Source organism: Novipirellula aureliae, from assembly GCF_007860185.1.
Taxonomy (GTDB): Bacteria; Planctomycetota; Planctomycetia; order Pirellulales; family Pirellulaceae; genus Novipirellula_A; species Novipirellula_A aureliae.
The window spans coordinates 125,845-140,239 of sequence record NZ_SJPY01000008.1 but is presented as its reverse complement, the minus strand read 5'-3'; the positions used below and the strand labels follow the sequence as shown (position 1 = coordinate 140,239).

The following is a 14,395-nucleotide window of genomic DNA, read 5'->3' as shown; positions in this document are numbered from 1 at the left end:
GGCTCGGATTGACAAAGTGGGGTGCAGTTTTGACACTAGCGGTTGACCAAGAATGAGAATAGGGTTGACGGTCGTGGATCTTGTGAAAGATCGCCATCCGCCCGGATCTTTCACAAGATCCACACCCCGATGATTCAACGGCCACTGAGCTCTTTTCCAATATCAATGAAGAAATGGAACAACCATGAAAAGCGGCGACCCGAGTCCGATCGAAGACTTAATGCTCTTGATTGAAACGAAACGTCATTCTCCCTCGGATACGCTTGATGTCGTGTCGTCGGCCGCGCGTTGGCTGAAGTCGGCTTTAAAGGGAGCTGAAATTGATTTCCAATATTCCTCATGTGATGTTGACTACTATGGTTTTTCATCTTTTACGATCACTCGAATCTACGAAGGTCAGCGAGTGGTGCTAAACTTGAAAATTGCCGAGATCCGCTCGTCTCCCTATGTTTTTGCCGAAGTCCATGCTGGCGATCAACCCTCCCAATTGCAATTTCCGTTTTTTGGCAATATTCGCTCCGACGACGACCGTGATTTGCTGCTGCACTACACGGCTGATTTTATTCTGAGCACGACACCCGCTTAGTTTTCGACTTTTCCGATTATTCGGGTCATGACGATTCTTGGAGCCGCCGATATTTAACTGATGAGCGTCTGCGCGAACTTGTAGCCGTTCACTCAGGGAAATATCGCATGGAAGAGCCGCTTTTGCTTGGTGGCTCCGCTTTAGGAGGATCCGATGATTCGTCAATTTTCGCTAAGTCGGTCAACCGCAACACTTTTCGTTCTTATTCTGCTTGCCCGACTTGCGATTCCGATTGCAGCAACAGCTCAGTCGCAACCCGTTGTGACGGCATTGGCTCACGATTCGGTTTCCAGCCGTACGATTCGGCTTGAGCCGATCGATGGTTTGACAGCGCCGGTCGTCGTCACGGCTGCTGCATCGGACCCCCGCGGGGAATGGTTGGCGGTCGCCGGTGACGATCATGCGATTCGTATCCTCGATGTTACCACGCTGCGAGTCATGCACACACTCAAGGGCCATCGCGACATGATTCGCACGTTGGCATTTAACTCGGCCGGGACGTCGCTCGTTTCTGCGGGTAACGATGGACAATTGATTGTTTGGGATCGGGCTCGCGATTTTGAAATGATTCAACAGATGAAGGATACTCCGGCGCTAGCCTGTGTTTGCTTTGCACCGGGAATTCCCGAAATGGCTGCGGTTGGTTTTGATCGAAAGGTGTATATCTTGGGCCGTCCTACGGATCAAACACCAAAGTTTTCCTGTGATTGTAACGACCTGCGTGCGGTCGCTTATCGAGACGATCGAAAAGTGATTGCAGTGGGCGGACGTAGTGGTGATTTGCATTTGTTTGACCCGATCACAGGCCGCTTGATGATTGACAAGCATTTACACGACGGCCGCATTCGTGATATTGCCTTTCACCGAGATGCCAACTCGGTCGTCACCGTTGGCGAAGATGGTAAAGTGATCGTGTTGGATACCGAGACACATAAAGTGCTTCAGCAGTTGCAAGTAACCAGCGGACGTTTGTTTGCGGTCGCCGTGATTGACAGCCAACATGTTGCGGTTGCCGGTTCGGACAATACGATCCGTATTGTCAACACGGACGAAGGATCGATTAGCCACACGCTCGAAGGCCATGTCGGATCGATCTCAACTTTGACAGCGACTGCTGGAATGCTATTTTCAGGCGGCTTCGACGCTACCCTGCGGCGTTGGAGTATCCATGAATGGAACCGCTCGGAACGCCGAATCGCCGAAGGCGACGTTCGTATCGATCGCTAGTAACTGACAACGCAAGACTACTCTCCCAAAGGATCGGGTGTCCACCAAACCGGGGATGCCTATTCCAACCAAGCGCACACGGAGGTGCCTCGGGTGTTCTGGAAAACGAAACGAAATCGACGCAGCGTCAAAACGAGTCCCAAGCACGTCAAACGTCGGATCATGGCGACCGAACGGTTGGAGATGCGGCGTTTGTTTGCTGCGGATCCGATTCACGTCGGCGTTGTTTACATCGAGACCGATTACTTGGAATCCGATCAAGATGTCGGTGGTGACTCGAAGGGCGACCGTTTCATCTTGTCGTTCACCGGCGGTGCTGCAGGAACGGAGCTAACCGAACTTCGCATCAACACCGACAAATTCGGTGACGGCATTTCAATCGGCGACCCGCTCTTCGATACCATCGACGGTGGTCGAGGGAAAGATCAAGCCCAGCCATTCAAAGTCGTAAAAGTCCAATCAGCCGATGGACAGGATATCGACGTCGTGGCATCGGTCGAAGATGGCGGTCAAGAGTTGGTGCTGAAATTGTCCGGCTTCCGCAGTGGCGATCGTATCGAGTTTACGATCGATGTCGATGAAGTGCTGCGGGTGACGGACGATCTCGATTTGTTCAATAGCCGACTCGACGTGATCACGTCTGGCCAAGAGTTTCAAGATTCCATTCTGGAAGCAACCTTCAATGCACCCCACTACGAAACCTCGCATGCCGATTCGATTTTCCTAAACGATTATGGCGACCCGGCCAGTAGTCACCAACTCAATTTGCCAGCCGATGAAGGTCCGGGGACCGACAGTTTGCCGAACCGAACGGCCGCCGCAATCGGTGTGACGACTCAAGTGCCCAAGCCGATTTCCATCTCCGGTCAAGTTTGGCTCGACAACAACTTAAACCAGACGCGAGATACCGAGGAGATGCCGCTTGCGAATGTGGAAATAGCCCTTTGGCAATTCGATTCGTCTGTCAACCGCTACGTCGATACGGGACATCGAGCCGCGACGAACGCCAATGGCGAGTACCTGTTTGCAAAAACGCTTGGCTTGGCACCCGGCAAATACCGTATCGTGGAAACCCAACCCGAGGGTCTGTATAGCGTTGCCGCGATTCCTGGGTCGGTCGATGGAGTGCAATCGGGACTCGTGGAAACGGTCGATCGGATCAGCGATATTTCGATCCCGCTGGGCGATACCGATGCGATTCGCTATGACTTCGCCGAAGCAAATGCGGCGGCGATCTCAGGGTTCGTCTATCGCGATGACAATCTCAATGGCCAACGTGAGACGACGGAAACGGGGATCGCCGGCGTGCGAGTGCGTTTGGTTCCGATCAATACGATCGCCCCGCAGTCGGCCATCACGGTCACCACCTCAGCGGACGGTTCCTATCGGTTTGATGGATTGGCACCAGGATCCTACGAAGTGATCGAAGTGGACCAACCCGACTATCTCAACGATGGTGCGGATTCCGCCGGGACGATCGACGGACGCGTCGTCGGACGCGCCGATAACCCCGGTGATGCCATTCGTGACGTTCATTTGGTCGGAGCCGATTCGGGGATCGAATACAATTTTGGCGAAACTCCTTTCGGTTCGATCTCGGGTTACGTCTATCTACTCGCACCCGGTCAAGATTGTAATGGCATCCGAGAAGCCAACGGTAACCAGCCATTGGCGGGCGTGAAGGTCGTTTTGCAAGACGATCTTGGTGTCACCATCTCGGAGACGACAACCACCGCGGAGGGAAGCTACCAATTCAACGATGTGCCGATCGGCAATTACCGGATCGTCGAATACACCCCGGCCGGTTTGCTCGATGGCAAATCGCATGTCGGTCGCATCGACGGGGTCTTGGCGGGAACCAGCATTGATGGCGGACTGATTCGCGAAATCACGATGACCGCTGCCGGTATGGGGGTCGAATACAACTTCTGCGAAATCGCACCAGCGGCAATCAGCGGTTTTGTCTATCACGATCAATCCAATGATGGGATGAAGGGTACCGGTGAACAAGCGATTCCAGGCACGACCGTGTCATTGGTCGATGAGTCCGGGACCGTGGTCGCATCGACCAAGACGGATGCGAATGGGCACTATGAATTCAAGGATATCGTCCCCGGCAACTATCGATTGGTTGAATCGCAGCCTGCAAACTATTTCGATGGCAAAGACACGCCAGGGACAATTCGCGGGTCTGAAAATGGACGCATTGGAGCCGACGGTGATTCGTTAATCGACATCGCACTCAAGCAAGGTGACGTTGGTGTCAATTACAACTTTGGTGAGCTGGTCGGCGCATCACTATCGGGCCGAGTCCATGTCGACATGGATAACGATTGCACTTATGACGCTGGAGAGCCGACGCTAGAGGGCATCGAGGTCCGCTTGTTCAACAAAGACGGTGACGAGGTCGCCCGCACAACAACCGATGCCGAAGGCATGTATCACTTTACGAATATCGAGCCTGGCGAATACAGTGTGGTCGAAGGTACGGTCGATGGCTACTTCGAAGGCACGTCCAAAGCAGGTTCAGCAGGCGGCCAAGCCGATCCGCCCAATCGAATCGGAAAGATCAACTTGGCGTCGGCGGAAGTGGCGGTTGATTACGACTTCTGTGAAAAACCGCCTGCGGAAATTCGTGGCGTTGTCTTTGCCGATCAAGACCAGGATTGCACATTCGATTCAGGCGAAATGGGGATCGCCAATGTTGTCGTCGAATTGTATGACGATAGTGGAAACCTTGTCGCCTCGACTCGTACCGATGCAAACGGTAAATACCAATTCACGTTCTTACCCGCTGGCCACTACACCGTCCGGGAACTCCAGCCGGTTGGATGGCTGCAAGGTGGACAAATAGCGGGCAGTCACGGCGGTGATACGTCGGTACAAGACACGATATCCGCAATCCCGATCGGCTTCGGCGACCGTCTGACCGATTACAACTTCTGTGAAGTCGAACCTGGGTCGATCGCAGGCGTCGTTTATGTGGATACCGATGCCGACTGCGTTCGTGATCCCGACGAAGCGCCTCTCGAAGGGGTGCGAATCGACTTGAAGGATGCTTCGGGAGCGATCATCGCACAAACGCAAACCGATGCCAACGGCCATTACTCGTTCGGCAATTTGATGCCGGGTGAGTACGAGATTGCTGAACATCAACCCGATGGCTATTTCCAAGGCGGTCAAATGGTCGGCAGCGGCGGCGGACGTGTTCTTGGCGATGACCGTTTGGGAACCACTCTGCTCGCCGGAGCCCATTTCACCGATTACGACTTCTGCGAAATCCCGCCCGGCTCGATCGCTGGAACCGTCTACGTCGATCACGATGCCGATAACCAGTATGATTCCGAAGAACCGCCGATCGCTGGCGTGACGATCGAACTTCGTAACCCCAGCGGACAAACGATCGCGACGACGAAGACCGATTCACAGGGGAACTATCGCTTTGAAGGACTCGCACCGGGCGACTATCAAATTTTCGAGCAACAACCGACGGGCTACTACCAAGGTGGCCAATCGGTCGGCACCGGTGGCGGACGAATCGTCGAGAATGACTTGTTGGCGATGACACTCAAACCGGGTCGTCACGAGACCGAGTACAACTTCGGTGAATTGCCACCCGGTTCGATTTCTGGATCGGTGCATGTCGATAAGGATGCGGATTGCATGATCGATCCCGATGAACCGCCGATCGCAGGGGTGACGATTGAGCTGCGTGATGACAGTGGTCGCTTGATTAGTCAAACCCAGACCGATTCAAATGGCCGCTATCGATTCGCAAACCTGCCGCCGGGACGATATCATATCATCGAATTGCAACCGGTCGGATACTTCCAAGGAGCTCAACATATCGGCAGCGGTGGGGGCGAAGTGATCGAAGACGATCATCTGGCTCTCAGCCTATCCGCTGGCAACGACGTGGTCGACTACAATTTCTGCGAGTTGGAACCGTCAAGCATCTCCGGTTCGGTGTGGAGCGAGACGGATTTGGATTTCCAATACAACTCGGGTGATGTGGTGATTTCTGGGGTCACCATCGAATTGATGGATGAAAACGGGAACGTCTTAGCCACCACGAAGACCGATTCGCTCGGTAATTACGAATTCAAGAACTTGGCGCCGGGCATCTATTCGGTTCGCGAAGCGCAGCCTTCGGGGTTGTTTCACGGCAGCCAATTGCCAGGATCTGCGGGCGGCAGTGTCGGCGGGGATGACTTGTTGGTCGGAATCCGGCTCGTGGGTGGGACAACGGCCATCGACTACGACTTCCCCGAGATCCCACCCGCGACGATCTCGGGATACGTGTTCCAGGACGGCGACGCGATTTCGGCATCCAAGCCACCTGCGGCAGAGGATTTACGTGATTACAAAGATGGTATTCTCAAGCCTAATGATGTGCGGATCGGAAACGTTACGCTGGAGCTGAGAAACGTTCTTGGGCAACCGTTTGAATCAGAGCGGGCACTGCCAGGAATCTATGCGGATGCTGTGATTCGAATCACGACCGATGCCAATGGTTACTACGAGTTCACCGGCCTTCGTCCGGGAACATATCATGTCTACCAAATTCAACCGGAGGACTACATTGACGGGCTTGATACGCCGGGGTCAACGGGCGGTTTGGCTGTCAACAAAGCAGACGCGCTCTCGGAAGATGGACGCATCATGATTCAGACCTTGGCATTGAGCGAGGCGACGCACCCGAGAGATGACGCGATTTTGAACATCACGCTAGTAGCAGGCGGAATCAGTCAAGACAATAATTTTAGTGAGATCTTGGTTCGCGAAGTCCAGATCCCTCGTTTACCCGAACCGGTCCAAGAAGAGGTTCGTGTTTTCGCACCGATTGAAACCTTCGCCCGACCTGAGCTATTGGTTTCCTACGCGGAAATCGATCCACTTCGTGCTCCGCTATTAGCCGATGATGAATGGGCGGTGTCGTGGCACCTCAGCGTGATCAATGGCGGCTTCCCACGCGGAAATCAACTAGGTGCTGAGCAGGTCCATTCGGTTGTTCGCGGCGTTAACGCGACGACGATGAAGGAAAACTGGAGTGAAGGTGAACATCGAATTGGCCGATGGATCATTGTCAATTCAGATGGCAAATTGATGGAAATCGCCGATGTGATGACGCTCGGTGAAGAAGATGCCATCGCCTTGACCGGCGACTTTGACGGAAATGGATCAGACGAAGCGGCGATCTTCGTCAACGGCAATTGGTTCATCGACATCAATGGCAACGGACGCTGGGACCAAGGCGATTTGTGGATCAAGCTTGGTACCGAATTGGATCGACCCGTCGTCGGCGATTGGGACGGCGATGGCAAAGATGACATCGGGATTTTTGGCCGTCGCTGGCAACGGGACGCCCAGCGGATCAAGCGAGACCCAGGCCTGCCCGATCCAGAAAACACTCGCAGGCGGCAATTGTCGGCCGAGGAACTGGCTCGACATCACGAAGACCGTGGTGAGGATCGCCAACGACTGCTGCGACGAGGCAGCCAAGGGGCACTGCGAGCCGATGCCGTCGACCATGTGTTCCAATATGGCGAGCAAGTCGATACGCCAATCGTCGGCGATTGGAACGGGGATGGGATCGATCAGATCGGAATCGTTCGCGGCAGCCTGTGGATTCTCGACAGTGATGGTGACGGACGGATCACGCCGAAAGACGAGCAGACCAGCTTTGGCCGCTCGACGGACGAAGCGATCGTCGGTGACTTTAACGGGGACGGTATCGACGAGATTGCAGTGGTCCGAGGTGACGTTTGGATTATCGACAGCGATGGAGACCGCAAACTGACCGCGAACGATCGCCGTATCATTGTTCCGAGGACGGGCTCGGATAGTCAACCGATCGTCGGCGACTTCGACGGTGACGGCAAAGACGACCCAGGCTACTACGACGAAGACGCGGCCTAGACGTCGCGTTGTGGTTGTAGGCGGTTGCAAACCGCAGTGGAGAAGAACATCTCGATCAAAAACTGCGGAAGTTCTGTTTCCTGACGCCCGAAACAGCAAGTTTTGAGCCCCTCAGACCCAGCGCACGCCAATCCTGCCTATAATGGGCCGCTCACGCTTACCTCTTTCTCGCCATGGAAACTCTTTCCCATGAAACGATTTTGCCTGCGAACACCTTTTTGGGTATTGGCCACGACTCTGCTTGTCACCTGTTTCCTTCTAGGTATGAAGCTTGCTGACCCGCCTGGTCAACAAATGCAGACGTTTGCAAACGCGTTCCTGGAAACGCTTAGCGAAGAACAAATCGCTCAAACCACCGTTGCCTATGAATCGTCCGAGCGGACCGATTGGCACTTCATCCCGATGAAGACACGCAAAGGCTTGCCGCTGATGGAGATGAACACGGCTCAGCGGACAGCGGCGCTTCGGTTATTGAGGTCCGCACTTAGCGAAGCAGGCTACCGTAAGGCTAGCCAAATCATGCTGCTCGAAGACGTGCTTCGTCAACTCGAAGGCCCAAATAGTGAATCGAGAAGGAATCGGCAAAAGTACTATGTGACCCTTTTTGGAACGCCGGATTCGGTAGAGCCTTGGGGACTTAGCTTTGAAGGACACCACTTGTCACTCAACTTCAGCTGTCGAGACGGGAAGTTGGTTGACAGTAGCCCTCAATTTTTTGCGTCCAACCCAGCGACGATTATGAGCGACGTCGAAGGGCCACTCGGAAAGGGAACGCGAGTCCTTCGACGCGAAGAGGATTTGGCTTTTGAGCTCATCAACAGCTTTGATGAAACTCAGAAATCAGCGGCGATCATTGCCGATGACGCACCGCGAGACATTCGTTTTGGCGGACTTGCACAAGCCAAAGTGGGTCCACCCGAGGGTCTTCGTTTTGGTAGGTTGACGAAAGATCAAGCGAAACGACTCAAACAGATTGTAAGCGTCTATACCGATGCGGTGCCCGAACAGATTGCAAAGGCTCGGCGAGATGCAATCAACACGAGCGGTTGGGACAACATCTATTTCGCATGGGCGGGAGCGACAAAGCCAGGAATCGGCCACTACTACCGAATCCAAGGAGACGAGTTTCTAATTGAATTCGTCAACACCCAGCCTGATTCTGCAGGCAATCCGGCCAACCATATCCACTGCGTCTATCGAGACTTGACCGGCGATTTCGGTTTGCCAAACTCGTGAGATTGGTGCCTCTTTGACCCCTTCAAAACAGACGCGTGCAGCAGCAGGATCATAGGTGTGGTGACGCCGTCATTTCAATAGCGGGATGCACCGTTGGTCGCATGAGGTTACACCTCACGGGCGAAAACGGGGTTCCAACGGATTCGCCATCCGGCTTGGGTGGCATCCGCGTCTTCCAACGAAGGAATGGGAACCTCGTCGACGTCGGATGAATTGCCAGGCGAATCCAGTTTTAACGATGACTCGTCATCATCCTCGTTATCATCCTCGCCGCTACGTCCATAATTGCTATCGCCATATTCGCTAGTTGGCGGGCTGATTTCAGCACCCTTTAGCCGAGTGCTAGGCTCGTCATCGAAGGCGGGTTTGGGCGGCGACGATACGGAATGGTCTTCGTCGCTCGAATCTTCGGGCTGCGACACCGAAGGGGCTTCGATAATCACTCTTGAACTCGAGACGATGTCGGATGAGCTTGACGGTACCGAAAACGACGAATAACCGTTCACGATCGCTGGGCTAAACGGATCGTAATACGATAAAGGAACTCGTTGGACCACCTGCTTGGGTACCATGATCGTTTCGGTGTAAGGCACGTACTTCTTGGTTGTCACAGGCCGACGCACCTTTCGCGTAACCGCTTCTTGTTCATAGTACTGAACTTGAACTGGTTCGCGGCGAGTCTCATAAACCATTCGCGTGGTTTGCACGGGAACTTTGCGGACCTGCTCTTCGGTCACCCAACGTTGTTGCTGGACAGGCACTTTGCGAGTCGATGTCTCCGTTACAGGACGCTGCGTCACATAGGGCACCTTTCGCACTTCAGTCGTAGGAACCATGCGAGTCGTTTGGATGGGAACATTTTGTATCACCGTTTCGGTTTGCATACGGTTGACTTGAACGGGAACCGTTTGCGTCACCACTTCCGTTTGCATCTTTTGGACTTGCACCGGTACCTGGACTTGATTGACTTCAGGAACGTAGCTGGTTTGAGCAATCTGTTGTTGGATGTAATTGGGCCGATAGGCAAGTTGGGTTTGAACCGTTGGCGGAGTGACTTGAGGCGTCACGGCGTAGGCACCACGAACGCGGGCGAATAAGCCCAAGGGGCCAGGCACTGCGTAAGCGTTCGGTACGTACTGAGCTTGATACTGAAGCTGCCCCGGCTTAACGACTTGCTGCGCAACGTAGCCACCCGCGTCAACGGTTTGATTTTGGTAGGTCGTGACGGGACGCATCGAGGTGTACTGTTGCGTTTGGTACTGCGTTTCGATGACAGGACGTTGCACGGTATATTGTTGTTGGCGATACTCGGTTTCAACGACAGGTCGTTGCACCTGATATTGTTGTTGCCGATATTCGGTTTCCACCACCGGTTTGTAGGTCGTGATACGTTCTTCACGCTCTGCCGTTTCGGTGACGTAACGAGTATTGGTGACGGTCTCGTCACGGTACGACGTCTCGACGATCGGCTTCCAAACGGTATAGCGTTCTTCACGGTAAGAGGTTTCGGTAACTGGACGAGCAACCTTGTATTCTCTTTCCTCGGTACGCGTTTTCAAAACGGGGCGATAGCTGGTCACCTCCTCTTCAACATAAGACGTTTCGTACGTCAGACGCAGACGCTCGACCGTTTGCGGCTCCATAACCGTTTCGCATTGCAAACGGTACGTTGGTTCAAAACAGCATGCATCTTGTGCGACAACCTGAATACTTGGCAGCAAGGCAATACTAGCGATTGCAGCGGAGCCGAGTAGTATTGTGAACCGACGGCGTTTCACTTGACCAATACGTTGACGCCGCGACATTACAAAGGAAGATTCTTCCAATTCACGTTCTGTTGGTTGATGATTCATCTTGCTACTCGACTTTTCTAGGCTTTGTCCGAAAAGGGTTCTGACCCCTTGGAAAACAATCGTTTTTCCCCATAGTGCTCGGCTTGTCTGGAGAGGGTCAGACCCCTTTTCGGACAAACCCCAGTACCAAGGAAACTTCCAAAGGGACGGATGGATTCACTTTATCGCGCACCACTCAACAGGAAAGCGAAGAGATCCGCAGTTCTTAGAGTACGCGGCCTCCAGAAAAAGAGTAGAGGAAACCTAAAAAAAAACAGTTTTTTAGGCGGAGCTGGTCCTTCTATTTTGTCCAACCCTCCCGAACTGTCCATCCTCCAGTGCAAGCGTTGTCTTTTGTAGCCGAGTCTCTCCGAGACTCGTGGATCCCAGCGTCTCGGAGAGACGCTGCTACTCGTGAAATCCAGCCGTAGCCGAGTCTCTCCGAGACTCGTGGACCCCGGCGTCTCGGAGAGACGCCGCTACTCGTGAAATCCAGCCGTAGCCGAGTCTCTCCGAGACTCGTGGAACCCAGCGTCTCGGAGAGACGCTGCTACTCGTGAAATCCAGCCGTAGCCGAGTCTCTCCGAGACTCGTGGACCCCAGCGTCTCGGAGAGACGCTGCTACGCGTGAAATCCAGCCGTAGCCGAGTCTCTCCGAGACTCGTGGACCCCAGCGTCTCGGAGAGACGCTGCTACTCGTGGAATCCAGTAGTAGCCGAGTCTCTCCGAGACTCGTGGACCCCGGCGTCTCGGAGAGACGCCGCTACTCGTGAAATCCAGCAGTAGCCGAGTCTCTCCGAGACTCGTGAAATCCAGCGTCTCGGAGAGACGCTGCTACTCGTGAAATCCAGCCGTAGCCGAGTCTCTCCGAGACTCGTGAAATCCAGCGTCTCGGAGAGACGCTGCTACTCGTGAAGTCCAGTAGTAGCCGAGTCTCTCCGAGACTCGTGAAATCCAGCGTCTCGGAGAGACGCTGCTACTCGTGGAATCCAGCAGGTCGTGGTGGACGAGTCTACGAGTCCCTGACTCCACAGCGGTCCAAAAGGACTCGTTGCCTCGTCCAGTCCCCTATAACGAGACCTTGACGCACCCCTAGTACCGGCGAACTCGGGCGATGAGGGTTGCACCGATTGTTCCGAGAACGATATTGCCGATCCAAACGCCGTAGGGAGGGATGGCGGCATCCTTGGCCTGCTCGAGACCGAAGATGAATAGCGGATAGTAGGTCAGCAGAATGGGCAGAAAACAGAGCCCGAACGTGGTCCAGTAATCACTTGTCCGGGCGATCATCGCTAGAGGAGCACCGACGAGAACGAAGAAAAAGCAACTAAAGCCTTCAGCCCAGCGGCGCCAGGGCTCGGTGTGAAGCCGAGTGAGACGTTTTTTGCTGTGAGCTAATTTCGCTTCAATTCCCTGCCCGGCGGGCCCCGCGATCGCTTCGCTGCGAGACATGAGGATGGAAAAGCCTACATGAGCGGCCAATTGGCCCGCGGCAGCATGGGTTCGCGCGTCTTGCTGCAGACGCTCGGTCATGATAATCCGTAGCGGCAGCGAACTGGGGCTTCGATCAGCAGGGTCTTTGTCAATCATCGCTTGGCCGAGCGGGATTTTGTACTCAATCTCGCCGGGCACAATCCCTTGAATTCCACGCCCCGTCTCGATTTGACTGTCGACGACTTGCAAGACCAGTTGGTATGTGGCGGGGTCGAGACTCAATTGACCCGTTTTTGCTGTCAATTTCATGGGGCCATCATTGCCATGATTGAGCACCGACACCGTGGGTTGGATGAGCGTTTTGCCTTGGACATCGCGGACGTGTATCGAAAAGCCATGATCCGACGTATACGAGTGCTGTGCTCGCAAAACTCGATAGGCGATATCCTCCACCGACATCAAGACGACGCGGTTGATCCCCGGTTTGCCCCAGGAAACGGCCAGGTCTGAAACGCAAACCGATATCGGGCTCAACAGGACCGCAAAGATCAAAGCGGGTTGAAGCATTTTGAGTGGGGAGATTCCCGACGCTTTGACCGTCGACACCTCACCGTCCGCAGCCATCCGCCCATAGACGCAGCAAACGGAGAACAATGCGGTGGCTGGAAACGAGAATTGAAGAGCGATTGGCAGCACATAAGGCAACAGTTGGACGACCGCCATGATGCCCAAGCCACGTCGCAACAATTCGCGACCGACCCCAATCATCAAAATCAACATCGTCATCGCGATGAGCGCGACGATAAAGATCTTGAAGATCTCCAGTAGGATGTATCGAGTCAGGCGGGTGGGCATTCGTATTTTCAAGCGATAATAAGCAGCGGTCTTTTCCAGCCACCTCTTTAGCAGAAATTTTCTAACGATGGGTAGTCTGAAAATCGAATCTCCCGCCCTTTAGTCGCCCTGACTAAAAATCCCCCCGGCTGGCGTCGCCATGACATTTCCCCCCAGTCGACCATACAGCTGTTTTGCGAAACGATTGGAGTGCACAAGGCGACCCACACATGGTGTTGTGCATGACTGCCAGACAGCCGATGGCACACCACCATTTCGAGGGGCATTCGGACGAGGGCTCTTGGAGGGGATACCCCCAATTTTCGCTAAATTACGATTTTTCAGGTGTGCCAGGGATGGGGTTTGGTCATAACAAGATATAGGGGGGCGTCATCCCCATGCAGAGTGCTCTGGAGGTCAATTTGGAATGTTTGCTAGCTACCAACCTCCCACACTTGACGGATCGTCGCACTGCCCAATTTTGTATTGCTTACAACCACCCCTGCTGGGTATAATGGAAGAGTGTTCACTACCCGGCTTTGGGCTCGTAGTGCGTGGTAAGCATTTGAACTGTCCAATTTAATAAGAAACGGAAGAAAAGATGAAAAAGTTATTAGTCGTCGACGATCACGAAGTCATTCGTCATGGTGTCCGAGTACTTCTAGAGGATACCGACATGGAAATTGTCGGTGAAGCCAGCACTGCGGCCGATGCGCTTAGCAAAGTAAAATCACTCTCTCCGGATGCCGTACTATTGGACATTCGCATGGAAGGTGGCGATGGCCTCAACGCGCTTGGTCGTATCAAGCTCGATTATCCCGATTTGCCAATCGTCCTATATTCCGCTTACGACAACCCAACATACATCGCTCGGGCGGTTGCGTTGGGTGCATCGGGTTACGTTCTCAAATCGGCCACGCGAGAGCGGTTGATCGAGGCTCTCGGTCTGGCATTGGCAGGCGAATCGGCTTGGACTCGCGAAGAGCTTCGGCGTGTAACGGGTGCCTTGGCTACTCCCCGCTTGAGCGCTGACATCGAAGTTCCGCTCACCCAGCGTGAAAGTGAAGTTTTGCGTCAGATGGCACTCGGTTTGACCAACAAAGAGATCGCCAAGATGCTCGGGATCAGTTACGAAACGGTGAAGGAGCATGTCCAGCACATTTTGCGAAAGATAGGCGTGAGCGATCGAACGCAAGCCGCCGTGTGGGCCGTTCGGAAAAACTTGGTTTAGAAGATGCGGTGGTCTTCGCGAAAGTTGTCAAGACTTTCGCTTTCCGGCGTAGACGTGACCCTTCGCGTCTTGTCGCTGCCTGTCTGCTAAATAATA

General features: G+C 54.0%; 7 protein-coding genes. 5 read left to right on the top strand and 2 right to left on the bottom strand.

Annotated features, from left to right (window positions below):
- Window positions 1–184 precede the first annotated feature (184 nt).
- From Q31b_RS22855 to Q31b_RS22840, 4 genes are all read left to right on the top strand, one after another.
- Entirely contained in the window at window positions 185–586 is a 402-nt protein-coding gene (locus Q31b_RS22855) for a hypothetical protein (RefSeq protein WP_146601983.1), read from the top strand.
- A gap of 153 nt (window positions 587–739) precedes the next feature.
- The gene (locus Q31b_RS22850; RefSeq protein WP_146601982.1) at window positions 740–1,813 is read left to right on the top strand and encodes a WD40 repeat domain-containing protein; all 1,074 of its coding nucleotides are present in this window, start codon (window positions 740–742) and stop codon (window positions 1,811–1,813) included.
- Window positions 1,814–1,975: 162 nt separating this feature from the next.
- The gene (locus tag Q31b_RS22845) at window positions 1,976–7,732 is read left to right on the top strand and encodes an SdrD B-like domain-containing protein (RefSeq protein ID WP_390622346.1); all 5,757 of its coding nucleotides are present in this window, start codon (window positions 1,976–1,978) and stop codon (window positions 7,730–7,732) included.
- A 189-nt stretch (window positions 7,733–7,921) separates the two neighbouring features.
- The gene (locus Q31b_RS22840; RefSeq protein WP_146601980.1) at window positions 7,922–8,968 is read left to right on the top strand and encodes a DUF3500 domain-containing protein; all 1,047 of its coding nucleotides are present in this window, start codon (window positions 7,922–7,924) and stop codon (window positions 8,966–8,968) included.
- 107 nt (window positions 8,969–9,075) lie between these two features.
- On the opposite strand, the gene Q31b_RS22835 is transcribed toward Q31b_RS22840, so the two are convergent.
- Together Q31b_RS22835 and Q31b_RS22830 are read right to left on the bottom strand one after the other, a co-directional pair.
- Window positions 9,076–10,821: a hypothetical protein gene (locus Q31b_RS22835; RefSeq protein ID WP_231617777.1), complete on the bottom strand. Its 1,746-nt coding sequence runs from the start codon at window positions 10,819–10,821 to the stop codon at window positions 9,076–9,078.
- A 1,071-nt stretch (window positions 10,822–11,892) separates the two neighbouring features.
- Entirely contained in the window at window positions 11,893–13,089 is a 1,197-nt protein-coding gene (locus tag Q31b_RS22830) for an LptF/LptG family permease (protein WP_146601979.1), read from the bottom strand.
- Between the two features lie 580 nt (window positions 13,090–13,669).
- Here Q31b_RS22830 and Q31b_RS22825 point away from each other — a divergent pair.
- Entirely contained in the window at window positions 13,670–14,299 is a 630-nt protein-coding gene (locus Q31b_RS22825) for a response regulator (RefSeq protein ID WP_146601978.1), read from the top strand.
- Window positions 14,300–14,395 lie beyond the last annotated feature (96 nt).

Coding starts and splice junctions, on each gene's coding strand:
- Q31b_RS22855 (WP_146601983.1), top strand. CDS start 185: ATGAAAAGCGGCGACCCGAGTCCGATCGAAGACTTAATGCTCTTGATT.
- Q31b_RS22850 (WP_146601982.1), top strand. CDS start 740: ATGATTCGTCAATTTTCGCTAAGTCGGTCAACCGCAACACTTTTCGTT.
- Q31b_RS22845 (WP_390622346.1), top strand. CDS start 1,976: ATGGCGACCGAACGGTTGGAGATGCGGCGTTTGTTTGCTGCGGATCCG.
- Q31b_RS22840 (WP_146601980.1), top strand. CDS start 7,922: ATGAAACGATTTTGCCTGCGAACACCTTTTTGGGTATTGGCCACGACT.
- Q31b_RS22835 (WP_231617777.1), bottom strand. CDS start 10,821: ATGAATCATCAACCAACAGAACGTGAATTGGAAGAATCTTCCTTTGTA.
- Q31b_RS22830 (WP_146601979.1), bottom strand. CDS start 13,089: ATGCCCACCCGCCTGACTCGATACATCCTACTGGAGATCTTCAAGATC.
- Q31b_RS22825 (WP_146601978.1), top strand. CDS start 13,670: ATGAAAAAGTTATTAGTCGTCGACGATCACGAAGTCATTCGTCATGGT.